Origin of the sequence: Allobosea rubneri (assembly GCF_032464875.1) — a bacterium.
Lineage (GTDB): Bacteria > Pseudomonadota > Alphaproteobacteria > Rhizobiales > Beijerinckiaceae > Allobosea > Allobosea rubneri.
Window position 1 is genome coordinate 19,334 of sequence record NZ_JAWDID010000036.1, and the last position, 22,391, is coordinate 41,724.

Genomic DNA, 22,391 nt, shown 5'->3' on the forward strand with positions numbered 1-22,391 from the left:
CGACCGCACGGCGAGCCTGGACGGAGTAGTCCGAATGCCCCCCGCGGGAGCGGGGCTTTGCCATTCCCGCATGGTTAAGATGTGTTACCAAATTTCCCGATGCACCCGTTCGTCTCCCGTTGAGAGGCGGCCGCCGGCCGGTGCTGGCTGGTCCCGTCACTTCCTGCATGGAGTATCGTCATGCTCATGGGGGTCGACGGCTTTGCACTGACGCCGACCGCAAACTTCCTCGCTTATCCAAGGCTCCACGACGAATGCCGCTTTCCGCCGGGCTGGCAACTCGTGGCGCGCGGCGAGATGATCGAGGCATTGGTGCTGACGGCCGCCGTGCCCGATCACGCGCTGCGGACGATCCTGGCGCATATCGGCGATCCGCTGGTGCCGATCGTCAGTTTGGTTCCGGACGAACGGCAGGGCATCGATGCGGCCGGGCAGGGCGAGCAGTTCGCCTGGGAACGCGCCTATGCGATCCAGGCCAAGCTGCGCGAGCTGCCTGTCTCGATCCGCCACAGTTCCGAACCCGAGGACATCCTGCTTGCCAGGGTCTATTCGCGCGATCAGGGGCTTGTCCCGATCCATGATCCAGGCTTGCGAGACCTGGTGCGCTATCCAGTCGCCGGGGCGCTCGACAATGTCTCGGAGCTGGCGGCCGGTCTCGACAACAAGGGCTACCTGAGGCGCCGCTTCTTCGACCGGCTGTTCTGTTGCCCGCAATGCCGTTCCGCGCATTTGTCGGTGCGGGAGGAATGTCATTCCTGCCGCTCCGCCAACATCAGCGAAGAGGTCGTCGTTCACCATTTCCAGTGCGCGCACGAGGCACCGGAATCGCAGTTCCGCAGCCATGGCGGCTTCACCTGTCCGAAATGCGCCCGGCCATTGCGCCATATCGGGCTCGACTACGACAAGCCGGGCTCGATCACCCGCTGCTTCGAGTGCGGAGCGATCAATGACAAGCCTGCGGTCGGCTTCAAGTGCATCGACTGCGGTGCTCATCACGCGCCCGACCAGGTCCCGGCTCGGACCTGGTACGCCTACAGCCTGACCGCTGTCGGCCAGCGCCGGGTGCTGCGGGGCGCGGCCGATGAAAGCCTGCCGGCTCAGCCCGGGCTCGATCGCTTCCAGCTCCTGCTCGATCACACCAGGAAGGAGCAGCGGGAATTTGGCTCGCCCTATCAGGTCGCAAACGTCACCTTCACCAATCGAGAGCTGATCGCAGAGCAGGATTTGCGGCTCTGGGAACAGAGCCTGCAACTCGTCGGCGACACCCTGCACAGCGCACTGCGTGAGGTCGACGCCGTGCGTGAGCATGGCGAGGGCTTCCTCATCCTGATGCCCCGCACTGGTCCACACGATGCCGCGCGCGCGCTGCAGCTGGTCGCCGGCAGGATCAGGAGCGTCCTCAAGGTCGATCCGGGCTTTCGCTTCACGCTGGTCGATGACGTCGTGCTCGAAGGCCTCCGCAGCCGGCAGGGTTGAACATGATCGACCTCGACGCTCCCTTGGTGATGCTGGGGCAGTTCGACTGGGCCACCTGGTTTTCCATGTTCTGGTTCATGGTGCTCCTCGAGGTCCCGCGCTACACGCTGTCTGCCATCGCGGTCTTCGCCGCGAGCTTCGCCAAGGCCGCCGTGCCTACGCCGGCCGAACAGCGCCATCTCGACGGGCTGAAGCTCAGCATCGTCATCGCCGGCCACAATGAGGCGGATGCCATCGAGCGCTGCCTGCGATCGCTCGGCGAGCAGACGCGCAGGATCGACGAGATCATCTTCATCGATGACGGCTCGACCGACGGGATGCGCGAGATCATCCACAAGTACCGGCTCCTGGGTCAGATCGACATCGCCCTGTCCAATCAGGTGCGCAGCGGAAAATCGGCCTCGTGCAACCTCGGCTTCTCCCTGGCCAAGGGCGACATCATCATCAATCTCGACGCCGATTGCTCCTATGACTGCGACGCCATCGAGCGGCTGATCGAGCCCTTCATCGATCCCAGGGTCGGCGCCACGACCGGCTCGATCGGGGTGCGCAATTACGACTACTCCGCCGTCACCGCCTATCAGGCGATCGAGTACATCGTCTCGATCGGCATGGGTAAGCGCGCCCTCGACATGCTCGACATGGTCGTCTGCGCCTCGGGTGCCTTCGGCGCCTTTCGCCGCGAGGCGATCCATCAGGTCGGCCTGCTCGCGCCCGGCCCGGGCGAGGATTTCGACCTGACCCTGCGGCTGCGCCGTTGCGGCTGGAAGATCCGGTTCGCCGCCAATTCCTGGTGCTTCACCGATACCCCGGCGACCCTTGCCGCGCTGATACGCCAGCGCCGCCGCTGGGACCGCGACACCCTGCGCACGCGCCTGCGCAAGTTCCGCGACACGTTCCATGCCAGGCGGCGCCGGTTCGCGCTGCTGGAGACCTTCGAGCAGTGCGAATGGCTGGTGATGAACGGGCTCGTGACGCTGGTCTTCCCGATCTACGTCGCCTGGCTGTTCCTGTGCTTCGGCCTCGGCGCCCTGAACATCCTGATCGCGGTCGCGCTCGTCTATCTCGTCCTCGACGCCATCGGCTTCCTGATGGCTCTGACGATCTGCCGGCGCTACAGCGCCGGGATGGTCTGGACCATCGCCCCCTACATCCTGACCTTCGGCCTCTACAACGGCGTCTTCATGCGGTGCGTGCGGCTCCATGCCTATTGGGAGGAGTGGATCTATCGCGCCTCGGCGCGCGACTCCTATTCGCCATCCCGCGTCTCCCACCAAGCCCACTGGAAACGGTGACGCCATGATCACGCAGCTGAGAGACCATGAGCGCGCGGACAAGTTCCTCAACGACGTGCGCGCCAACCAGAAGGCGAGGCGCAACTACGGGCGCTATGTCTACATCGCGGCCGTGATCGCGACCTTCCTCTATCTCGGGGACGTCCTGGTCGGAAACCTGCTCTGGCTGAGGGCGGAAGGCCTGATCCTGTCCGATCATGTCATCGTGGCCTCGCCCTATGCGGTCCAGGTCACGAAGATGGCGGCGCAGCCCGGACAACTGGTGAAGCAGGGCGATGTCCTGGCCACGGTCAGCTCACCGCAGATCATGGAGGCCATGGCGACGCTGACCTCCAGGGCTGCCGAGACCACGGCCCGGCAGGCCGAACTCGCGATCAAGCTCGAAGTCGCCAATGCGGTGATGAAAACGGCCGAGGAGCGGCTCAAGGAGACCGAGGTGCAGTTGCGGAAGGTCAACAGCTCCCGCGCCGGGCTTGGCTTCGTCTCGGACGCCTTTGCCGCGAACGTCCAGAAGGACCGCTATGCCGCCATGCAGGAGAAGGTCTCGCGCGAGGCCGAGCGCCGCGGCGCGATCGAGCAGCTCGCCCAGCTCGACCTGTCGTTGGGCGAGGCCCGGCAAGCCCTGGAACAGCTGCGCCGGAGCTACAATGACGGCATCATCACCGCGCCCGCCGACGGAACCATCGGACCGAAGACAGCGGTCCAGGGCGACGTCCTGCGGCCGGGCGACAATTTGATGCAGCTCTATGTCGGCCATAAATTTGCGCTGGTCTATCTGGAGACCGGGACCTTGTACGAGGTCAAGGTCGGCGACCCCGTGAAGGTCGCCGACGGCTTCAAGCAGACGGACGGCACGATTTCCGAGATCCAGCCGATCACGGTCCCGCTCCCGGCGGAGTTCCAGCGCGCCTTTCGCCCGCCCTCGCGCGGGCAGGTCGCAAAAATCCGGCTCGACGCCGAAGCGACCTTCCCACTGGCATCGAAGGTCACGGTGGCTGGTCGGTCCTGGTGGTGATGAAAAGGGTTAGGCCGGCGCGGTCTTGGCGCGCTTTGCGTCTGCCCCGCGTCCGGGCGCCGGCCTGTATGCAGCCGGGCGGCCTTCCGGCGGGGCTGCGGCCTCCTTAGGCTCCCTCCCAACGACGCCCGGACGGGTCCGGGCCATCCACGGGAGGTTCCATGGCGCTCATCAGCAAGGTCGAGGCGGGCTTCTACCGCATCCCGCTCGAGGTAGCGGTCAGCGACAGCATGCATGGCGAAATGCTGGCCTTCGAGCTCAACACCGTCCGCATCACCGATGCCGACGGCGCGGTCGGCGTCGGCTACACCTATACCTGCGGCCGCAACGGCGCTGCCATCGACGCCATCCTGCGTCGCGAATTGCCGGAGCTGCTGATCGGCGAGGATGCCGACCGCATCGAGCATCTCTGGAACAAGATCTGGTGGGCGCAGCATTATGGTGGCCGCGGCGGGCCGACGGTGCTCGCGCTCTCGGCCGCCGACATCGCGCTCTGGGACCTGAAGGGCGTGCGTCTCGGCCAGCCCCTGTGGAAGCTGCTCGGCGGCAATGCCGACCGCGTCACCTGCTATGCCGGCGGCATCGATCTCGACTACCCGCTGGAAAAGCTGCTGGCCCAGACCGACGGCAACCTGAAGAAGGGCTTCCGGGCGATCAAGATGAAGGTCGGCCGCAAGCGCCTGTCGGAGGATGTCGAGCGCGTCGCGGCGATGCGCCGGCACCTCGGCGACGGCTTCCCGCTGATGGTCGACGCCAACATGAAGTGGAGCGTCGACGAGGCGATCCGCGCCGCCCGCGCCTTCCAGCCCTGTGAGCTGACCTGGCTGGAGGAGCCGATCATCCCCGACGATGTCGCCGGGCACGCCCGCATCGTCCGCGAGGGCGGCCTGCCGGTCGCCGCCGGCGAGAATCTGCGCACGCTCTGGGAGTTCAAGCAGCTCGTCGCCACCGGCGGCGTCACCTTCCCCGAGCCCGACGTCACCAATTGCGGCGGTGTCACCGCCTTCCAGAAGATCGTCCACCTTGCCGAGGCCTTCAACCTGCCGGTGACCTCGCACGGCGCCCACGACGTCACGGTGCACCTGCTCGCCGCGGCGCCGAACGGGGCCTTCCTCGAAGCGCACGGTTTTGGGCTCGACCGCTACATCGCCGAGCCCCTGCGCATCGAGGAGGGGTTCGCCATCGCTCCGTCGCGCCCGGGCCACGGCATCGCCTTCGACTGGCAGGGGCTGGAGGCGCTGCGGGCCTGAACGCGGCTTCAGCAGGTTCGGGTCGGCTTGTCCGGCCCGTCCATGCGCGCCTGGAAGGCCTCGCCCCAGGCGCGCATGCTCAGCAGCACCGGCTCGAGCGAGCGGCCGAACTCGGTGAGCTCGTATTCCACCTTCGGCGGCACTTCCGGATAGACGATCCGGCGCAGCACGCCGTCGTTTTCCAGCTCGCGCAGCTGCAAGGTGATCATCCGCTGCGTCGCCCGCGGCGTCAGCCGGCAGAGGGCGTTGAAGCGCAGCTTGCCGCGCAGCAGATGGAAGAGCAGCACCGGCTTCCACACGCCGCCGAGAACCGAGAGCGTCGCCTCGACCCCGCAGCCGGTACGGCCGGCGGGGCGCCGTCTCGGCCTCGTCTCCGCCGCTTGGGGCTCGATTTCAGTCTGGACACTTACATTCATGATATTACATGTTCTCTTTGTACGTACTTGTACAATGTAAACCATGGCAGCATTTGCCTGCTTTCGCAAACGAGCAGGAGCACGGCGATGAAGGCAGCATGGTACGAGCGCAAGGGCCCGGCACGCGAGGTTCTGCAACTGGGTGAGCGGCCTGATCCGGCGCCGGCACCGGGCGAGTTGCTGGTCAGGGTCCGCGCCAGCGGCATCAATCCGTCGGACTGGAAGGCGCGTGCCGGCTGGCTCGGCCGCGACCAGATGCCATTCCCGCTGATCATCCCGCATCAGGACGGTGCCGGCGAGGTCGTCGCAGCCGGCTCGCCGGAGCTGGAGCACCGTGTCGGCGAGCGGGTCTGGTTTTACGAGGCGGCGCTCGGCCGCCCCTTCGGCGGGGCGGCGGAATACGTCGCGCTGCCGGAGCGGCAGGTCCAGCCGTTGCCGGACAGCGTCTCCTTCGAGGAGGGCGCCAGCCTCGGCGTGCCGGCGATGACGGCGCATCGCTGCGTCTTCGCCGACGGGCCGGTCACCGGCAAGGTCGTCCTCGTCACCGGCGGTGCCGGCGCGGTCGGCCGCTATGCGATCCAGTTTGCCAAGCAGGGCGGAGCGCGGGTGATCGCCACGGTCAGCCGGGAGGAGCAGGCGCGCTCGGCCAAGGCGGCCGGCGCCGATCTCGTGCTCAATCGCCTGACGGATGACTTGGTCGCCGGCATTCGCGCCTTCGTCGGCACGGAACGTGGCGTTCACCGCATCGTCGATGTCGCCTTCGGCGCCAATCTCGACGTGACCATGCAGATGCTGGCGCCGCGGGGTGTCGTCGCGACCTATGCCTCGGACGCGATCCCGGATCCGGCCGTGCCGTTCTGGCCGCTGATCACGCTCGATGCGACGATCCGCTTCGTCCTCGTCTATGTCATGGACGAGACGGCGCATGATGCGGCAGCCGCCGCCATCGGCGAGGGACTGCGCCAGGGCTGGCTCAGCCATGAGGTCGCCGCGCGCTTCCCGCTGGAGCGCATCGCCGAAGCTCATGAACTGCTCGAAGGCGGCCGCCTCGTCGGCAAGGTGGTCGTGACGATCTAGTCCTCGCGAAGGGGGCGCGGCACCGTCACCGGCCGCGCCTCTCTCGCCTGTGCGGCGAGACGGACCGGCGCGTTGACGGCGCCGAAGCCGGAATAGCCGCCGCGGCGCTCGACGATCTCAAAGAAGAAGCGCTGCGCGAAGACATGGGTGTAGACCTGCAGGAACTCGGCCTCACCGTCACGGTCGTAGAGGATGTGGTGCTCGCGCAGGCGCTCGAGGAAGTCCGGATCGAGATCGTAGCGGGCTTCGAGGTCGTCGTAATAGTTCTCGGGAATGTCGAGGAAGGACAGGCCCGCCTCGCGCATCGTCGTCACCGCCGCGAAGATGTCGGGGGCCGAGAAGGCGATGTGCTGGACGCCGGAGCCGAAATGTTCGGAGACGAAGCGTGAGGACAGGGTCCGCGTCGCCTGCGAGCCGTTGAGGATGAAGCGCAGGCTGCCCTCGGCATTGACCAGCGGCCGGCTCTCCACCAGCCCGGCGGGGTCGGCGATGGCGAGCTGCGGAATCCGGTCCAGCGAAAACAGCGAGGTGTAGAACAGCAGCCAGGACAGCATCTCGTCATAGTCCATGGACTGAGAGATGTGGTCGACGCCGGCCAGCAGGGGAGGGCGGCCGCTGTCGTCTTCGACCGGCAGGAAGTCGTTCTCCCAGCTATGTGCTCGGTCGCCGGTGGGCTCGGTGAAATAGATCAGGCTGCCGCCGACGCCGCGGATCGCCGGGATTTCCATCTCGCCGGGGCCGACCGGCTGCTCGAAAGTCGGCACCTTCAGCGCCCGCGCCCGCGCCATCGTCGCCTCGACATCGGCGACCCGCAGCGCCAGCGCGCAGACGCCGGGCCCGTGCATGATCGCATGCGACTGGGCGAAGCCATCCTTCTCGGTATTGATGATCAGGTTGACGCCGCCCTGGCTCCAGCGCGTCACCGCCTTGCTGCGATGCGTTCCGCTCTGGCGGAAGCCGAGGGCGGTGAAGAGGGCGGCGAGTTCATGCGCCGGCTCCTCGTCGAGCGCGAACTCGATGAACTCGACGGCGAGGCAGGGGGCGCGATCAGGCATCTCGGACCGGGCCGGCGTCTCCAGCCGCGCGACCTTGTCGCCGAGCTGGATCAGCGAGCGTAGCCCGTCAGTGGCGAGGCGCCTCGTCGAGCCCGCGCGAAACTGGTCGTTGAAGATCTCCAGCGAGAGCGGGCCGGAATAGCCGGTGGCCTCGACTGCCTTGACGAAATCGACGACCGCCAGGTCGCCCTGGCCCGGAAAATTGCGGAAATGCCGGCTCCAGCTCAGCACGTCCATGTCGAGCTTCGGCGCATCGGCGAGCTGGACGAGGAAGATCCGGTCGCCCGGTATGCTGGCGATCGGCTCCAGCGGCGAACGGCGCGCCAGCGTATGGAAGGAATCGAGGATCAGCCCGATGCGCTCATGATTGGCGCGGCGCACGATCTCCCAGGCATCGCGGTAGTCGTTGACGTGCCGGCCCCAGGCCAGCGCCTCGTAGCCGACCCTGACGCCGTGCTTGGCGGCGAGCTCGCCGAGCTCGGCGAAATCGGCGGCTGCCCGGTCGATACCGCCCAGGGATTGCGGCGAGACATTCGAGCAGATCAGCATCAGCTCGGCGCCGAGCTCGTTCATCACCTCGAACTTGCGGGCGGCACGGGCGAAGGTCCGGGCCCGCAGCGGCTCCGGCATGCCCTCGAAATCGCGGAAGGGCTGGAAGGCGTAGATCTTCAGGCCGAGGTCGGAGACCATCCGCCCGACATCGCGCGGGCCGCCATCGAAGCTCAGGAAATCGTTCTCGAAGACCTCGATCCCCTCGAAGCCGGCGGCAGCGATCGCTGTCAGCTTCTCGGCGAGGTCGCCGCTGATCGAGACGGTGGCGATCGAGGTCGGGTTCATCGGTGTCCTCAGCTAGCCAGAAACAGTGCCGTGGTGCCTCTTGGTCGTCCCGGACAAGCCGCGTCAGCGGCGCCGATCCGGGACCCATGCCGGAACGGTCCAGGCATGGATCCCGGGTCTACGCTGCGCTCCGCCCGGGATGACCGGAAGGGGGAGCCAAACAGGCTGAGGTCCCATCACGCCGCGTCCGTCATCGCGCCGCCGAGGAAGAGTTGGCCGACGCGCGGATCGGCGAGGATTTCGGCGGCCGGGCCCTGCATCCTGGTCTGGCCGAGTTCGAGCACCAGGCCTTCGTCGGAAATTTCCAGTGCAGAGCGGGCGTTCTGCTCGACCATCAGGATGGTGACGCCCTTCGCGCGCAGGTCCTTCAGGATGCCGAAGGTCTCCTGCACCATCATCGGCGAGAGCCCGATCGAGGGCTCGTCAATCAGCACGAGCTGCGGGTCGAGCAGCAGGCCGCGGACGATCTCGAGCTGCTTCTGCTCGCCGCCCGAAAGGGTCGATGCCTGTTGGTCGGCCTTGCGCCGGAGCGCCGGGAAGCGGTCGAGCGCCGCCTCCAGCCGCTTCGGCATATCGGTGATGCCGGCGCCCGCCGCGACGCTGCCGAGCTCGATATTGTGGCGTACCGAGAGCTCGGGGAAGATGTTCCGCCCTTGCGGGACATAGCAGATCCCGGCCTCCAGCAGCTTGCGCTGGTTCCAGTTGGTGATGTCCCGCCCATCGAGCCGGATATGGCCCTCGCGCACCTTGAGCAGGCCGAATATCGCCTTGAACACGGTGGACTTGCCAGCGCCGTTCGGGCCGATCACGGTGGTGATCGCGGCGCGGCGAACCTTGAAGGTCGTGCCGTTGAGGATGGTCATGGCGCCATAGCCGCCTACCACGCCGTCGAGTTCGAGGATGGGGGATGTGGTCATGGCACCGCTCCTCAATGCCCGAGATAGGCTTCGATCACCGCCGGATTGGCCCTGACCTCGGCCGGCGTGCCTTCCGCCAGTACCTTGCCTTCGGCCAGCACGAGGACGCGCGTGCACAGCGACATCACGAAATCCATGTTGTGCTCGATGACGACGAAGGTGGAGCCTTGCTCGGCATTGATGGCCCGCAGGCGCTCCTTCAGGTCACCGAGCATGGTCAGGTTGACGCCGCCGGCCGGCTCGTCGAGCAGCACCAGCCGCGGCCCGGCCATGAAGGCCATGGCGGCGTCGAGCAGCTTCTGCTGGCCATAGGACAGCCCGCCGGCCTTGGCGTCGATCAGATGGCCGAGCTTGAAGAAGCTGATCATCCTGTCGGCGGCCTCGCCGAGCCCGGCATCGCGGGCGCCGAAGAAGCGCGACAGCATCGAGCCCTGATGCTCCTGCCCGGCGAGGATCAGGTTCTCGCGCACGGTGAGTTCGGGAAAGACCTGCAGCAGCTGGAAGGTGCGGCTGACGCCGAGCCGGTTGAGCTCGGAGGGGCGCATACTCGTGACCTCGCGGCCGTCGAGCTTCACCGTGCCTTCGGTCGGCTCGAGCTGGCCGAGGATGCAGTTGAACAGGGTCGACTTGCCGCAGCCATTGGGGCCGATGATGCCGAGGATCTCGCCTTCATTGACCGAGAACGAGACCCCGTTCACCGCCTTGATGCCGCCGAAGGCCTTATGGAGGTTGGTGACTTCGAGGACCTGTGTCATCGGCTGCCTCCCGCCTTGTTCCGGCCGGTGATCCAGGCCCAGCCGCGTTCGATCAGCCCGCTCATCCCCTGCGGGCAGGCGATCAGCAGCAGCATGACGATGGCGGCGAAGATGATCAGGTAGAGCGAGCCGGCAAAGCGCAGCCATTCCGGCAGCACGACGCCGAGCAGCGCGCCGATGAACGGCCCGAGCAGGTAGCCGGCGCCGCCCGCGACCACCATCAGTAGCAGGAAGAAGCTCTGCGACAGCGAGAAGGGCGAGGGGTCGATGAACTCGACCAGCGGCGCGTAGAGCGCGCCGGCAAAGCCGGCATAGGCCGAGCCGATGGCGAAGGCGAGCAGCGTGTACATCCGCGTGTCGATGCCGAGGCTCGCCGCCCGGATCGGGTTCTCGCGCAGCGCCGTGAAGGCACGGCCCCAGGGCGAGCGGATCATCCACCAGAGCAGCACCGCGAGCAGAAAGGTCACCACCACGACGAAGCGATGGAAGGCGAGCGCTCCGTCGAGCTTGAAGCCGAACAGCGAGGGCCGGGGGATGTTGGAGAGGCCGAAGACGCCGCCGGTCAGCCATTGCTCGTTGCGCATCACCAGCCAGACCAGGGTCGAGAAGGCCAGCGTCACGAAAGCGAGGTAATGCGCCTTGACCCTCAGCGCCGGGAAGCCGAGCAAGAGGCCGACCGCGAAGGTGACGATGCCGGAGATCGCGAAGGCGGCGTACCAGGAGATGCCGGTCTTGGTGGTCAGGAGCGCGGTGATATAGGCGCCGATGCCCATGAAGGCGGCCTGCGCCAGCGATTTCAGGCCGGCATAGCCGAGCGTCAGGTTGAGGCCCATCACGGCGATCGCCATCACCAGCCAGAGCGAGAGCACATAGGTGCCGTAGCGGCCCATGCCGGAAGGGGCGAACCACAGGATGACGGCGCCGATCACGAGGGCGATCAGAGGTCCGTCGGCGAAGCCGCCGAGGGCGGCCGAGCGGGCGGGCGCGGCCTGGACGGCGGCGCGGCTTGCGGGCGCGGTCATACGCGGCGCTCCTCTCTGCGTCCCATCAGGCCTTCCGGCTTGAGCAGGATGATGATGATGAGCAGGACGAGCGGCACGGCGAGCTTGTACTGGCTCGAGAAGTAGCCAGCCGCGAGGCTGTCGACGATGCCGACGATCAGGCCGCCGACGAGGGCGCCGCGCACCTGGTTGAAGCCGCCGACGATCGCCGCGATGAATGCGAACAGGCCGATCACCTCGCCATTCGAGAATTTCGCCAGATAGATCGGCGAGATCAGCACCGAGGCGACCACGGCGAGCGCCGCGTTGATCACGAAGGTCAGCAGCACCATGCGCTCGACGGGTATGCCGAGGATGCGGGCGACCGTCGGGTTCTGCGCCGTTGCCTGCATCTGGCGGCCGAGCCTGGTGCCGCCGACGAACCATTGCAGCGCGCCGATCACGGCGAAGGCGACCGCGATTATCGCGAGGTGCTGCAGCGAGATCGCCGCGCCGAAGATCGAGAGCGTGTCGGTCGGCACGAAAGAGGGGAAGTTCTGGGCCTCGGCCGAGAACCCGTCCTTGGCGCCTTCCTTCATGATGATCGAGAGCGCCATGGTGGCGATGGCGAGCGGCAGCACGCCATGGCGGATCATCGGGTCGACCACGGCGATCTTGAAGCCGACCCCGAAGATCAGGATGAAGGCCGCAATGCCGATGATCGCGGCGAGCCAGATCGGTGCGCCGAACAGTTTGATCGCGAGCAGCACCAGCACCGCCGGCAGCATCACGAACTCGCCCTGGGCGAAGTTGATCGTCTGCGAGGTCTGCCAGACCAGGGTGAAGCCGATGGCGGCGAGCGCGTAGATCGCGCCCGTCGCGACGCCGGCGATGAGATAGGCGATGAATTCGGCCATGGCGGTGTTCTCGCTCGGTTCGTTGAGCGTTGCGTTCAATCTGCTCGCGTCATCCCGGCCGCAGGCAAGCGGAGCGCCGGGATCCATGCAGCCGTGCCGCCCTTCGATCGATCCCGGGTCGAGCCTTGCTCGCCCGGGATGACGTCGAGGGTGGAACGGTCCTTACGGCTTGATCTTCGGCAGGGTCGCGTTGATCACCTGCTTGCCGTCGATGACTTCGGCGATGAAGCTGACGCGATCGAGGTCGCCATTGGGCTCGATCGTGGTCTCCATCAGGATGCCGGGCTCCTCGGAGGGCTTGATCGTGGCGCCGCGCAGCGTGTCGGCAAGGCCCTTCTTGTCGAACTTCTTCTGCTTCTCGGTCGCCCACTTGATCATGTAGACGCCCATATAGCCCTTCATGCCGTTATGGTCTGAGGCGTAGTTGTACTTGGTCTGGAACTTCTTGCCGAACTCCTGGAAGGCCGGGATCGGCGCGTCGATCGAGAGACCGACATGGCCCTTGGCGCCGTTGGCGGCGTCGCCGGCGAGCTCGATCACCTTGGCGCCGAGCAGCGTCGTCTCGCCGACCATCGGCTTGTTGACGCCCTGCTGCTTGGCGGCGCGCAGGAAGCGGGCGCTCTCCTCCTCGTTGAGATAGACGAAGACCGCGTCGGCATTGGCGTTCTTGATCTTGATCGCGTCGGCCGAGAAATCGGCCTGGCCCTGCTCGGTCGAGACGTCGGCGGCGACCTTGATGCCGGCCTTCTCGAGCTCGGGGATGATCGCGTCGCGGCCGCCCTTGCCGAAGTCGTTGTTGACCCAGACCACGGCGACGGAGTTCGCCTTGACCGTGTTCTTGAGATAGTTGGCGATCTTCGGCATCGCCGCCGCCTGGCTGAGCGAGGTGCGGAACAGGTACTGATTGCCCTGCTTGGTCAGGCCGGCCGCCTCGCCGCCGACGATCTGGGCGATCTCGGCGCGCTGGGCGATCTGCATCGAGGCGCCGATCGGGCCGGAGAAGACCGGGCCGAGCACGGCATAGGTGCCCTCGTCGATCGCGCGCTGCACGGCGGCGCGGGTGTTCCCCGGATTGGTCTGGGTATCGTAGTGGATGATCTCGATCTGCTTGCCGAGCAGGCCGCCCTTGGCGTTGATCTCGGCCACGGCGAGGTCGATGCCGTTCTTGAAGTTGGTGCCGGCCGTCGCGCCCGCGCCCGAGAGCTCGACGACGTTGATCAGCTTGACCTTGTCCTGCGCCGAGGCGGGCAGGGCGATGCCGGCGCTGAGCGCGGCGGCGATGATCCAATGCGACTTCATGGTCTTACGTCTCCTCCAACCGTTTCGTTTCTTTGTTTCTTGTCGTCCCGGTCGTACCGGTCCGTCTTCTTATGCCGCACGTTCGCCGGTGCGCTCCGCCATGGCGGCATCGAACGCACTGCTCATCGCGGTTTCCGATGCTTCCGCGCCGGTGAACAGCGTGAAGGCGTCGAGAGCCTGGTTGATGGCGAGCTCACGCCCGCTCATCACCGTTGCGCCAATGCTTTGCACAGCCTTCATGAGCGGTGTCCAGAGCGGATGGTAGACGGAATCGGCGATCCATTGCGCTGGCTGCAAAACGCTGGCCGGAACTGGCATTTCGCGGTTCGGCGCCATGCCGAGCGGGGTGCCGTTGACGATGCCGGCTGCGCCCTCCGCCGCAGCGGCCGCGCTGGTCGCGATCTCGATTCGGGCGCGGCCGGTGAGCGCCTGCGCCAGCGCCTCACATTTGCCGCGGTCGATGTCGTAGAGCCGCAAGGCCTGGACGCCGCTGCCGGACAGCGCGAAGGCGATCGCCTTGCCGACGCCGCCGGCGCCGATGATCGCGACCGGCCTGTCGCCATCCCGGCGGCCGAGCCTGCGATAGGCTGTGGCAAAGCCGCTCGCATCGGTGTTGTGGCCGGTGAGGCGCCCATCGGTAACGACGATAGTGTTGACCGCGCCCATCGCCGCGGCGTCCGGCGAGAGCGCGTCGAGCAGCGGCACCACCGCTTCCTTGTAGGGGTAGGTGACGTTGATGCCGGAGAAGCCGAGCCGGCGGACGCCGTCGAGCATGGCGGCGAGATCGCCCGAGCCGGCGCCTTCGACCTCGATCAGATGATAATGCGCCTCGAAGCCGGCCGCACGGGCGGCCGCCTCCTGCATCGCCGGTGTCGCCGAATGGGCGATCGGGTAGCCGATCAGCCCGAGCAGGACCCGCTTGGCTTTCCTGGCGTTGACGCTTGCCGGCATGTCCGTCCCTTCCGGGCGCGCCCGTCTCTGCAGGCGGCGCGATGGCGAAAGATAAGCCGATGTCGCGCGCTAACGCGATAACCAATCTATCGCGCAGACCTAACTCGATGTTATCTTTTGGGCGCAGGCGAAGCCGTATGGTGCCCCTGCGGTACCACGACCGCATTCATCTCCTCGCGCAGCAGCTTGACGAAGCTCTCGGCATAGAGGGAAGGGGCCTTGTCCTTCTTGATCGCGACATAGGTCTGGAACTGCGTCGGTTCCGCGATCGGGATCGCGACGATCCCCGGCATCGCGCCATGGGCGACGGTGAACTGGTCGATGATTGCGATGCCGAGCCCCGCCTTGACCAGCGCGCAGACGGTGGTGCCGAAGCGAGCCTTGATCGCCATCTCGAAGCTGAGCCCGCTGCGGACGAAGATCTCGCTCATGATCCGACCATAGGGATCGTTCGGATCGATGCCGATCAGCGGGTGCGCGACGATCTCGCTGGCCGAGACCCTGTCGCGCCCGGCCAGCGGATGGCCCTCGGGCACGATGCAGAGCAGCTCGCCCATCGCCAGCGGCACGAAGTCGAGGCCGGGATGGTCGAGCCGATAGCTCATCGCCGCGATCTCGCCCTTGCCGAGCAGGAGATAGTCGAGCGCCTCCTCGATCTTGAGGATGTTGATCTCGATCCGCAGGTCCGGGTGCTTGCGCTTCAGCCGATCGATCGCGCGCGGCACCATGACATTGCAGATGCTCGGCACCGAGCCGAGCCGGAGCTCGACTCCGCCGCCCCGATCGATCCGCGCCAGCGTGTATTGGAGGTCGTCGACCTTCTGGTAGACGCCGTTGATCTGCTCGAAGATGTCCTTGGCTTCCGGTGTGGGCACGTAGCGCCCGTGTCGACGCTCGAACAGCCGGAGCCGCAGGGCCCGCTCTGTGTGCTTCATCAGCCGGCTGATGCCAGGCGCGGATACGTTCAGCAGCTTCGCGGCGCCGGCGACCGTGCCGGTGATCATGATCGCCCGAACCACCTCGATCTGGCGCAGCGTCAGCATGGCAAGGCGGTCCCCCGCGCCGGTCTTGTTTCACCAGCGGAAGCGAGCGCGGGAAAACTGTCAAGCGGGGGCGATCCGCTTGCCGTCAGCGACCGATGGGACGCAAAGGCTGGCTTGCCGCCCAGCCTCGGCCTTAGCGCCGGCCGGACCGTCCCGAGACGTGCGGCCGGGTGTTCTCCGGCGGGGGCGGCGCAGCGCTGCCGGGCGACCGAAACGCTTCGACATTGGCCGCCCCGCCGCGCATCATCTCATCCATGCGCCCGTCATGCATCATGCCGTAGTTCTCGTTCTGAAACTCGTGGATGCAGCCATCCATCCGGTTGCAGGCGGAGGCGGCGGTGATGCCGGTGCCGCCTCCGAAGGCGGCGAGGACGAGCGCTGCGGCTATGGCGCGCTTGATCATCAGCATTCTCCTGTCGGTCTCATGGCCAAGGCGCTGCTCCTCGCGCCGTTCACCCCCCGCCCTTCTTGTAGGCGGCATGGAACTCTTCGGCCATGGCGCGCAGGGAACGGCCGATCCTGGCGTATTCGTACTCGTTGAGATTGGCGAGCGAAGCCCGGCCGGCCGGCTGTTTCGTCCCGAAGCCGCGCCCGGGCAGCAGCACGATCCCGGTCTCGTCGGCGATGCGGAACAGGAAGTCGCCGGATTGCGAGCGTTCGAGCACCCAGGCCGCGAAATCGTCGCCATAGAGCTTGCGCGAAATCGCCTCGAGATCGAGCAGGGTGTAGTAGTCGACGGCGTTCGGATCGCTCTCCTGCTCGATGCCGAGCTCGCGATAGAGCGCCGCCTCGCGGCGGCGGATCAGCTTCTTCAGCTCGGCCTTGTAGCTGTCGCTCTCGTCCATCAGCGCGAACAGCGAGAACAGCACCATCTGGACCTGCTGCGGCGTCGACAGCCCTGCCGTGTGGTTGAGGGCGACGGCCCGGCTGTCGGCGACGATGCGGTCGATGAAGCGCAGCGACCTCACATCCGGCAGCAGCGAGCCGTAGCGGTGGTCGAGCCCCTTCTTGGCCTCTTCGGGCAGCGCGTCGAGGGCGCCGTCGAAGACGTTCTGCTTGTGCGTGGCGATCACGCCGAGACGCCAGCCGGTTGCGCCGAAGTACTTGGAGAAGGAATAGACCAGCATGGTGTTCTGCGGACAGGTCGCGAAGAGCGAGCGGAACCCGTCGGCAAAGGTGCCGTAGACATCGTCGGTCAGGATGAACAGGTCCGGCCGATGCTCCCTGACGATCGCCGCGACACGGTCGAGGCTGCGATCATCCATCTTCACCGAAGGCGGGTTGCTCGGATTGACGCAGAAGAAGATCTTGATCGCCGGGTCCTTGAGCTTGTCGAGCTCGCTGTCCGGGTACTGCCATTCCATGGCGGGGTCGGCATTGATCGCGACCTCGACCAGCCCGTACTCGTCGAGCTCCGGGATCTCGATATAGGGCGTGAAGACGGGCAGGCCGATCGCGACCTTGTCGCCGCGTTTGAGCAGCCCGTTCTGCTTCAGCGTGTTGAAGATGTAGGCCATCGCGGCCGTGCCGCCCTCGGTGGCGAAAAGGTCGATGCTGCCGGCCGGCAGGAAGCCGCCGATCATCTCCTTGACGATGTATTGTTTGACGATTTCCTCGCTGATCCGGAGCATGCGCGGCGGCACCGGGTAGTTGCTGCCGAGGATGCCTTCGACCATCTCGTGCAGGAAGTCCGAGGCGGACAGGCCGAGCTGGTCGCGGACATAGCTCAAGGCCCGGCCGAGGAAGACGACGCCCTGCTGGTCGCGATGCTCGGCGGTGAAGCGCTCGAACCGTCCCTCGATGCCCTCGATCTTGGGCAGGCCTCCGACGCCGTTTTCCATGTAGGAATAGGACAGCTCGGCCTCGGCAACGGCGAAAAGGCCGAGGCGGAAGAAGGCCCGGCGAGGCAGGGTGGCGAGGAAGTTCGGGTTGCCGCGGCCGGCATTGAGCATCAGGCGGTTCGCCTTGCCGGAGGCCAGCTTGATCAGCTCGTCCTTCAGCTCGAACGGGCTGAGCTTCGCATATTTCGCGTAATCGGTGGTCATGGGCGGTCTCCGATCGGTTCAGACGAAGGCGACGACGAGAGGTCCGAGCAGGGTCAGGAAGACGTTTGCGAGTGCGTAGGTGATGGCGAAGGGGGTGGTCGGAATCGAGTTGCCGGCCTTGTCGAGCACCTCGCCGAAGGCGGGATTGGCGCTGCGCGAGCCGGACAGCGCGCCGGCGAAGACCGCGGTGTTGTCGTAGCGCAGCACGTAGCGGCCGAAGACCATGGTGATCAGCAGCGGCAACAGCGTCACAACGACGCCGATCAGGAAGATCGACAGCCCCTTCTCGGCGATGGTGGTCACCGCCTGCTGGCCGGATTGCAGCCCGACCACGGCGACGAAGCCCGCCAAGCCGAGATCGCGCAGCAGCGTCGAGGCGGCGGTCGGCATATTGCCGAGCGCCATGTTGCGGCTGCGGTACCAGCCGAAGGCGAGGCCGGAGAGCAGGGCGCCGCCGCCGCTGCCCAGGGTCAGCGGGATGTCGCCGAAGCGGACCACCACGAGGCCGATGAGCAGGCCGACGACAAGGCCGAGGCCGTGGAAGACGAAATCGGTCTTGTCGCTGGGGATGATGATGCTGCCGACCTGGCGGGCGGCGCGCTGCACATCCTCGGAGGTGCCGTAGAGCGTGACGACATCGCCCGGCTCGATCACCGTATCGTCCTTCAGGGACAACCGAACCCCGGCGCGCTTCACCTCGACGACATAGACGCCGTGGCGCATGTCGGCGGCCGTCGAGGAGCGGATCTCGGCGACCGTGCGCTTGACGAAAGCGGGAGCGGTGACCGCCACTTCGCGCGTCACGACGATCACGTCCATCCCTTCCGAGGACTGGAGCTCGGGGCCGAGCTTCGAGGACAGGCCGACGACGCCGGCGCGCCGGCCGACCACGAGCACGATGTCGCCCGCCTGAAGTTTGAGCGAAGGCTCGGGCCCGATCAGGGCGCCATCGCGCTTGACCCGCTCGATGCTGATCGGCAGCGCGGCACCGCCCTCGACCTCACTGACCGTGCGGCCGGCAGCACTGTCGATACGGTAAATCCGGCCGACGAGATCGGGCGCTGCTGCATATTCGCCGACGCCGAGATTTCGCGCGCCGGCCAGCATTTCGGCCTCGGCCTTGATCGCGTCGTCGCGAATGCTGCGGCGCATGAACCAGGGCAGGATGTTGACGCAGACGATGATCGCGCCGAACGAGCCGAAGATGTAGGTGACGGCGTAGCCGATCGCGACATTGGCCTGCAGGCGCTGGGTCTCGTCCGCCGCGAGGCCGAGCTTGCCGATTGCCGATCCGGCCGTGCCGATGATCGCTGACTGGGTCAGGCCGCCCGCCGCGATGCCGGCGGCGAGGCCCTTGTCGAGGCCGAACATGCGGGCGAGCACGACGACGGTGATGAGCCCGCTGACAGCAAGCACCGTCGCCATCGCGATCTCGCGCAGCGACTGGCGCCCGAGCGAGCGGAAGAACTGCGGGCCACTCTCGAAGCCGACCGCGTAGATGAACAGGGCGAAGAGGACGGCCTTGATGCCGTTGTCGATGGAGACGCCGACCTGGCTGATGATCACCGCCGCCAGAAGCGAGCCGGCGACGCCACCAAGTTGAAACTTGCCGAACTGGAATTTGCCGACCCAATAACCGATCGCCAGTGACAGGAACAGGGCGATCTCGGGGGATTGATTGAATAGAGCATGGAGCCAAGACATGGACGCTTTCCCTCGACATCGAAACGTCTACGGCAGTCAGTCATGTTGCTTTGGATTCTGGATAAAATTCTATTGAGTGCGTGTCTGGAAGTTTTCTAGAAAAACTGTACAGATCTCGACCATCCGACCGTAGCATTCGTCGGTAGGCCTGTTAAACAAAAATCTGATGACGCTGCCTTGCGCGCAGCGCAACGCTACGGCGGGCGCCGTGCGGTGCTTCGGTTTCTGCTTCCTGGTGGGGCTGCCGCGGGCGCGCCTCAGAGCACGTCCCAGACCCGCAGCCGCGTCGAATCCATGTGGAGGCGAATGACTTCCATCAGCGCGTCGACGTCGCGCTTCTCCAGCGATTCGATCATGGTCTCATGCTCGGCGACGGCACCCGCCCATTTTTCCGGGCCTTCATTGCCGATGAAGCGCAGCCTCTTGATGCGGGCCTGGAGCGTGCCGTGCATCTCCACCAGGACATCGTTGCCCGAGGCGGCGACGATGGCCGAATGGATCGCCTGGTTGAGCTTGAAGTATTCGAGCCGGTTCCTGACGCGGTACTGCTCCATCATCTCATCATGCAGCGCCCGGATCGCTGCGATCGTCTCGTCGCTGGCGTTCTCGCAAGCCATGCGGCCGCCGAGCTGTTCGAGGCTCTTCAGCACCTCGAGAATATGGCGCATATCGGTCGAGCTGAACTTGCGCACGATGGCGCCCTTGGCCGGCTGAATCTCGACGAGGCCTTCGCTGGCGAGCGTCTTGATGGCCTCGCGCAGGGGTGTGCGCGAGACGCCGAGCTGCGCCCCGATCAGGCCCTCGTTGATGCGTTGGCCAGGCGCGAGCGTGCCCTCGATGATCATGTCGCGCATGCGCTCGAGCACCTCGTCGTGCAAGGTCCGGCGCTGAATGCGCGGATAGGCCTCCTGCGCTTCGTCCAACGTCCCGGCTCCGCTCGTCATAGACGCTCCTTTTCCGTCATCCTGTACGGCATGGCCACTTCCCGGTGTCAACGCGCGGGAAGGCGCAGCCGCGGAAGCTGTGGAAACGCATGCCTGCGGCCTCTGGCCGGTCTGCCGGCAGCGTCTCCGAGACCATTCTACGCCACTAAAATTATGCTGCATACAGAATACTTGCCTAGCCATTGGGCGCATGTTAGGCCAAAGCCATGTCGCCGGCTTCTTGACCGGATCGAGGGAGGATTGTTTGGAAACGCAGGCGCAAACCGCCCAGCCGGTCATTGCGGTCGCCATGGGCGACCCGTCCGGCATCAGCCCTGAGCTTACTGTTCGCATTCTCGCCGAGGCCGATCTGCGCTCGGCCGCGCGCTATGTCGTCTTCGGCGATCTGCGCCTGCTCGAGCTCGGCGCTGCCGATGCCGGCCTCAAGGCCGATGTGCACGTGGTCAAGGACGGCGAGGCCCTGCCGGCCGATGCCGGCAAGCCGGTCTTCGTCGATCTCGCCAACCATGATCCGGCCGATCTGCAGCGCGGCAAGGCGACCCTCGCCGGCGGCAAGGCTGCGACCGAGAATTTCCGCCGTGCCTTGCAATTGGCTGCTTCCGGCAAGGCTGATGCGGTCTTCTTCACGCCCTTCAACAAGGCGGCGATGCGCTTCGCCTATCCGGGCTATGACGACGAGATCCGCTTCGTGCGCGACGCCATCGCCTTTGATGGGCCTGCGAGCGAGTTCAATGTGCTCGACAAGCTCTGGAACGCCCGCGTCACCTCGCATGTCCCGCTCTCTGAAGTTGCGAAGAACGTCACCCAGGAGCGCATCCTGCGGGCGCTCGATCTCGCCGACAAGAACCTGCGCGCTGCCGGCTTCAACCCGCCGCGCATCGCGGTTGCGGGCATCAATCCCCATGCCGGCGACGGTGGCAATTTCGGCCGCGACGAGATCGACACGATCGAGCCGGCGGTGAATGCGGCCAAGGCCAAGGGTTATACGGTCGAAGGGCCGTTCCCGTCCGACACCGTCTTCCTGCGCGCCAAGAACGGCGACTTCGATGCCGTGCTGACAATGTATCACGACCAGGGCCAGATCGCGATGAAGCTGATGGGCTTCGATCGCGGTGTCACGCTGATCGGCGGCTTCCCGTTCCCGATCTGCACGCCGGCCCATGGCACGGCCTACGAGATCGCCGGCAAGGGCATCGCCAATCTCGGCGCGACCCGGGCGGCGCTGTCGCTCGCCATCAAGATGGCGAGCGAAGGGAAGGCGGCGCGCAAGGCGGCCGCCTGAGACGTTCCGGCAGGGCGGCCGTCAAGAGCCGCCCGATCATTCAAGGAAAGGGAGAGAACAGCATGAAGAAGTTCACGATCGCGGCGAGCTTCGTCGCCGCGTCCTTCGCGACGGCGATGCCGGCGCAGGCCTGGCAGCCGACCAAGCCGATCGAGTTCGTCGTGGCCTCGGGCCCCGGCGGCGGCACCGACAACTTCGCCCGCGTCATCCAGTCGATCATCACCAAGCACAAGCTGGTCGAGCAGCCGATCGTCGTGCTCAACAAGGGCGGCGGCAGCGGCGCCGAGACCTTCGTCTATGGCAAGGGTGGCAAGGGCGACGCCCACAAGGTCATCTTCGGCACCAACAACGCCTATCTGCTGCCTTACGTCGCCAAGCTCGGCTACAAGTTCTCGGATCTCACCCCGGTCGCCGCGCTCGCGCTCGACGAGTTCCTGATCTGGGTCAACGGCAACTCGCCCTATAACGACGCCAAGGCCTATATCGACGCGGTGAAGGCGAAGCCTGGCGGCTTCAAGATGGCCGGCAGCCAGTCCAAGGACACCGACCAGACGCTGACCGCGATGATCCAGGAGGCCACCGGCGCCAAGTGGATCTACGTACCCTTCCAGGGCGGTGGCGCTGCCGCGACGCAGCTCGCCGGTGGCCATGTCGACTCCAACACCAACAACCCGAACGAGAATCTCGGCCAGTGGAAGGCCGGCCAGGTCAAGCCGCTCTGCGTCTTCTCGCCGGTGCGTCTCGCCAAGGGCGAGCCGGTTCACAACGGCAAGGGCTGGGGCGATATCCCGACTTGCAAGGAAGCCGGCCTGCCGCTCGAGTCGTTCCAGATGCCGCGCACCGTCTGGCTGCCGGCCGAGGTTCCGGCCGATGCCGTGACCTTCTATGCCGACGTCATGGAGAAGGTCAGCAAGACCCCGGAATGGGCCGAGTTCGTCGCCCGCACGGCGCAGACCGCCCGCTTCATGAAGGGCAAGGAACTCAACGACTTCGTCGCCAAGGACGAGGCCGCCAACGCCAAGACCTTCAAGAACGAAGGCTGGGTCGTCAACTGATCGGCTGAGCGGCGATGCGCGGGCACCGCAACAGGTGCCCGCGAGCCATCGCAGTTCGGTCCAGCAAGACTTCGGGAG

General features: G+C 66.2%; 20 protein-coding genes. 7 read left to right on the forward strand and 13 right to left on the reverse strand.

What is annotated here, in order from left to right; translation table 11 throughout:
* Positions 1-180: 180 nt before the first annotated feature.
* The 4 genes from RKE40_RS20245 (at position 181) to RKE40_RS20260 (ending at position 5,036) form a co-directional block, all read left to right on the forward strand.
* Entirely contained in the window at positions 181-1,476 is a 1,296-nt protein-coding gene (locus RKE40_RS20245) for a TackOD1 domain-containing metal-binding protein (protein WP_316020021.1), read from the forward strand.
* Between the two features lie 2 nt (positions 1,477-1,478).
* Positions 1,479-2,771 carry a glycosyltransferase family 2 protein gene (locus RKE40_RS20250; RefSeq protein WP_316020022.1) on the forward strand — a complete coding sequence of 431 codons (1,293 nt, stop codon included), beginning with the start codon at positions 1,479-1,481 and terminating at the stop codon, positions 2,769-2,771.
* A gap of 4 nt (positions 2,772-2,775) precedes the next feature.
* Positions 2,776-3,786, forward strand: coding sequence for an HlyD family secretion protein (locus RKE40_RS20255; RefSeq protein WP_316020023.1), 1,011 nt, complete (start codon positions 2,776-2,778; stop codon positions 3,784-3,786).
* Positions 3,787-3,947: 161 nt separating this feature from the next.
* Positions 3,948-5,036 carry a mandelate racemase/muconate lactonizing enzyme family protein gene (locus RKE40_RS20260; protein ID WP_316020024.1) on the forward strand — a complete coding sequence of 363 codons (1,089 nt, stop codon included), beginning with the start codon at positions 3,948-3,950 and terminating at the stop codon, positions 5,034-5,036.
* Positions 5,037-5,044: 8 nt separating this feature from the next.
* Here RKE40_RS20260 and RKE40_RS20265 read toward each other — a convergent pair whose 3' ends face one another.
* A complete protein-coding gene (locus RKE40_RS20265; RefSeq protein WP_316020025.1) occupies positions 5,045-5,452 on the reverse strand; it encodes a winged helix-turn-helix transcriptional regulator in 408 nt (135 codons plus the stop codon).
* An 87-nt stretch (positions 5,453-5,539) separates the two neighbouring features.
* Here RKE40_RS20265 and RKE40_RS20270 point away from each other — a divergent pair, with 87 nt between their 5' ends.
* The gene (locus RKE40_RS20270) at positions 5,540-6,529 is read left to right on the forward strand and encodes an NADPH:quinone reductase (protein WP_316020026.1); all 990 of its coding nucleotides are present in this window, start codon (positions 5,540-5,542) and stop codon (positions 6,527-6,529) included.
* On the opposite strand, the gene RKE40_RS20275 is transcribed toward RKE40_RS20270, so the two are convergent.
* The 12 genes from RKE40_RS20275 to RKE40_RS20330 form a co-directional block, all read right to left on the reverse strand.
* On the reverse strand, positions 6,526-8,421 hold the full coding sequence (locus RKE40_RS20275) for a bifunctional sugar phosphate isomerase/epimerase/4-hydroxyphenylpyruvate dioxygenase family protein (RefSeq protein WP_316020027.1): 1,896 nt from the start codon (positions 8,419-8,421) through the stop codon (positions 6,526-6,528). The genes RKE40_RS20270 and RKE40_RS20275 overlap by 4 nt on opposite strands.
* Positions 8,422-8,597: 176 nt before the next feature.
* Positions 8,598-9,338 carry an ABC transporter ATP-binding protein gene (locus RKE40_RS20280; protein WP_316020028.1) on the reverse strand — a complete coding sequence of 247 codons (741 nt, stop codon included), beginning with the start codon at positions 9,336-9,338 and terminating at the stop codon, positions 8,598-8,600.
* Positions 9,339-9,349: 11 nt separating this feature from the next.
* Positions 9,350-10,093 carry an ABC transporter ATP-binding protein gene (locus RKE40_RS20285; RefSeq protein WP_316020029.1) on the reverse strand — a complete coding sequence of 248 codons (744 nt, stop codon included), beginning with the start codon at positions 10,091-10,093 and terminating at the stop codon, positions 9,350-9,352.
* A complete protein-coding gene (locus RKE40_RS20290; protein WP_316020030.1) occupies positions 10,090-11,115 on the reverse strand; it encodes a branched-chain amino acid ABC transporter permease in 1,026 nt (341 codons plus the stop codon). Before RKE40_RS20290 ends, RKE40_RS20285 begins: the two co-directional genes overlap by 4 nt.
* Positions 11,112-11,990, reverse strand: coding sequence for a branched-chain amino acid ABC transporter permease (locus tag RKE40_RS20295; protein WP_291647821.1), 879 nt, complete (start codon positions 11,988-11,990; stop codon positions 11,112-11,114). The genes RKE40_RS20290 and RKE40_RS20295 overlap by 4 nt, the downstream gene beginning before the upstream one ends.
* 162 nt (positions 11,991-12,152) lie before the next feature.
* On the reverse strand, positions 12,153-13,289 hold the full coding sequence (locus RKE40_RS20300) for an ABC transporter substrate-binding protein (protein WP_316020031.1): 1,137 nt from the start codon (positions 13,287-13,289) through the stop codon (positions 12,153-12,155).
* A 69-nt stretch (positions 13,290-13,358) separates the two neighbouring features.
* Positions 13,359-14,240: a shikimate dehydrogenase gene (locus RKE40_RS20305; RefSeq protein ID WP_316020032.1), complete on the reverse strand. Its 882-nt coding sequence runs from the start codon at positions 14,238-14,240 to the stop codon at positions 13,359-13,361.
* 110 nt (positions 14,241-14,350) lie between these two features.
* On the reverse strand, positions 14,351-15,283 hold the full coding sequence (locus RKE40_RS20310; RefSeq protein ID WP_316020033.1) for a LysR family transcriptional regulator: 933 nt from the start codon (positions 15,281-15,283) through the stop codon (positions 14,351-14,353).
* A gap of 133 nt (positions 15,284-15,416) precedes the next feature.
* A complete protein-coding gene (locus RKE40_RS20315; RefSeq protein ID WP_316020034.1) occupies positions 15,417-15,686 on the reverse strand; it encodes a hypothetical protein in 270 nt (89 codons plus the stop codon).
* 49 nt (positions 15,687-15,735) lie between these two features.
* On the reverse strand, positions 15,736-17,328 hold the full coding sequence (locus RKE40_RS20320) for a bifunctional aspartate transaminase/aspartate 4-decarboxylase (protein ID WP_316020035.1): 1,593 nt from the start codon (positions 17,326-17,328) through the stop codon (positions 15,736-15,738).
* An 18-nt stretch (positions 17,329-17,346) separates the two neighbouring features.
* On the reverse strand, positions 17,347-19,032 hold the full coding sequence (aspT, locus tag RKE40_RS20325; protein WP_316020036.1) for an aspartate-alanine antiporter: 1,686 nt from the start codon (positions 19,030-19,032) through the stop codon (positions 17,347-17,349).
* Between the two features lie 257 nt (positions 19,033-19,289).
* Positions 19,290-19,976, reverse strand: coding sequence for a GntR family transcriptional regulator (locus tag RKE40_RS20330; RefSeq protein ID WP_316020037.1), 687 nt, complete (start codon positions 19,974-19,976; stop codon positions 19,290-19,292).
* A 289-nt stretch (positions 19,977-20,265) separates the two neighbouring features.
* On the opposite strand from RKE40_RS20330, the gene RKE40_RS20335 reads away from it, so the two are divergent.
* Together RKE40_RS20335 and RKE40_RS20340 are read left to right on the forward strand one after the other, a co-directional pair.
* On the forward strand, positions 20,266-21,258 hold the full coding sequence (locus tag RKE40_RS20335) for a 4-hydroxythreonine-4-phosphate dehydrogenase PdxA (protein ID WP_316020048.1): 993 nt from the start codon (positions 20,266-20,268) through the stop codon (positions 21,256-21,258).
* Between the two features lie 62 nt (positions 21,259-21,320).
* Entirely contained in the window at positions 21,321-22,313 is a 993-nt protein-coding gene (locus RKE40_RS20340) for a Bug family tripartite tricarboxylate transporter substrate binding protein (RefSeq protein WP_316020038.1), read from the forward strand.
* The last annotated feature ends 78 nt before the right edge of the window (positions 22,314-22,391 follow it).

What these genes read in the sequence shown, in the direction of transcription:
- RKE40_RS20245 (WP_316020021.1), top strand. Translation starts at nt 181, where the DNA reads ATGCTCATGGGGGTCGACGGCTTTGCACTGACGCCGACCGCAAACTTC.
- RKE40_RS20250 (WP_316020022.1), top strand. Translation starts at nt 1,479, where the DNA reads ATGATCGACCTCGACGCTCCCTTGGTGATGCTGGGGCAGTTCGACTGG.
- RKE40_RS20255 (WP_316020023.1), top strand. Translation starts at nt 2,776, where the DNA reads ATGATCACGCAGCTGAGAGACCATGAGCGCGCGGACAAGTTCCTCAAC.
- RKE40_RS20260 (WP_316020024.1), top strand. Translation starts at nt 3,948, where the DNA reads ATGGCGCTCATCAGCAAGGTCGAGGCGGGCTTCTACCGCATCCCGCTC.
- RKE40_RS20265 (WP_316020025.1), bottom strand. Translation starts at nt 5,452, where the DNA reads ATGAATGTAAGTGTCCAGACTGAAATCGAGCCCCAAGCGGCGGAGACG.
- RKE40_RS20270 (WP_316020026.1), top strand. Translation starts at nt 5,540, where the DNA reads ATGAAGGCAGCATGGTACGAGCGCAAGGGCCCGGCACGCGAGGTTCTG.
- RKE40_RS20275 (WP_316020027.1), bottom strand. Translation starts at nt 8,421, where the DNA reads ATGAACCCGACCTCGATCGCCACCGTCTCGATCAGCGGCGACCTCGCC.
- RKE40_RS20280 (WP_316020028.1), bottom strand. Translation starts at nt 9,338, where the DNA reads ATGACCACATCCCCCATCCTCGAACTCGACGGCGTGGTAGGCGGCTAT.
- RKE40_RS20285 (WP_316020029.1), bottom strand. Translation starts at nt 10,093, where the DNA reads ATGACACAGGTCCTCGAAGTCACCAACCTCCATAAGGCCTTCGGCGGC.
- RKE40_RS20290 (WP_316020030.1), bottom strand. Translation starts at nt 11,115, where the DNA reads ATGACCGCGCCCGCAAGCCGCGCCGCCGTCCAGGCCGCGCCCGCCCGC.
- RKE40_RS20295 (WP_291647821.1), bottom strand. Translation starts at nt 11,990, where the DNA reads ATGGCCGAATTCATCGCCTATCTCATCGCCGGCGTCGCGACGGGCGCG.
- RKE40_RS20300 (WP_316020031.1), bottom strand. Translation starts at nt 13,289, where the DNA reads ATGAAGTCGCATTGGATCATCGCCGCCGCGCTCAGCGCCGGCATCGCC.
- RKE40_RS20305 (WP_316020032.1), bottom strand. Translation starts at nt 14,240, where the DNA reads ATGCCGGCAAGCGTCAACGCCAGGAAAGCCAAGCGGGTCCTGCTCGGG.
- RKE40_RS20310 (WP_316020033.1), bottom strand. Translation starts at nt 15,283, where the DNA reads ATGCTGACGCTGCGCCAGATCGAGGTGGTTCGGGCGATCATGATCACC.
- RKE40_RS20315 (WP_316020034.1), bottom strand. Translation starts at nt 15,686, where the DNA reads ATGATCAAGCGCGCCATAGCCGCAGCGCTCGTCCTCGCCGCCTTCGGA.
- RKE40_RS20320 (WP_316020035.1), bottom strand. Translation starts at nt 17,328, where the DNA reads ATGACCACCGATTACGCGAAATATGCGAAGCTCAGCCCGTTCGAGCTG.
- aspT (WP_316020036.1), bottom strand. Translation starts at nt 19,032, where the DNA reads ATGTCTTGGCTCCATGCTCTATTCAATCAATCCCCCGAGATCGCCCTG.
- RKE40_RS20330 (WP_316020037.1), bottom strand. Translation starts at nt 19,976, where the DNA reads ATGACGAGCGGAGCCGGGACGTTGGACGAAGCGCAGGAGGCCTATCCG.
- RKE40_RS20335 (WP_316020048.1), top strand. Translation starts at nt 20,266, where the DNA reads ATGGGCGACCCGTCCGGCATCAGCCCTGAGCTTACTGTTCGCATTCTC.
- RKE40_RS20340 (WP_316020038.1), top strand. Translation starts at nt 21,321, where the DNA reads ATGAAGAAGTTCACGATCGCGGCGAGCTTCGTCGCCGCGTCCTTCGCG.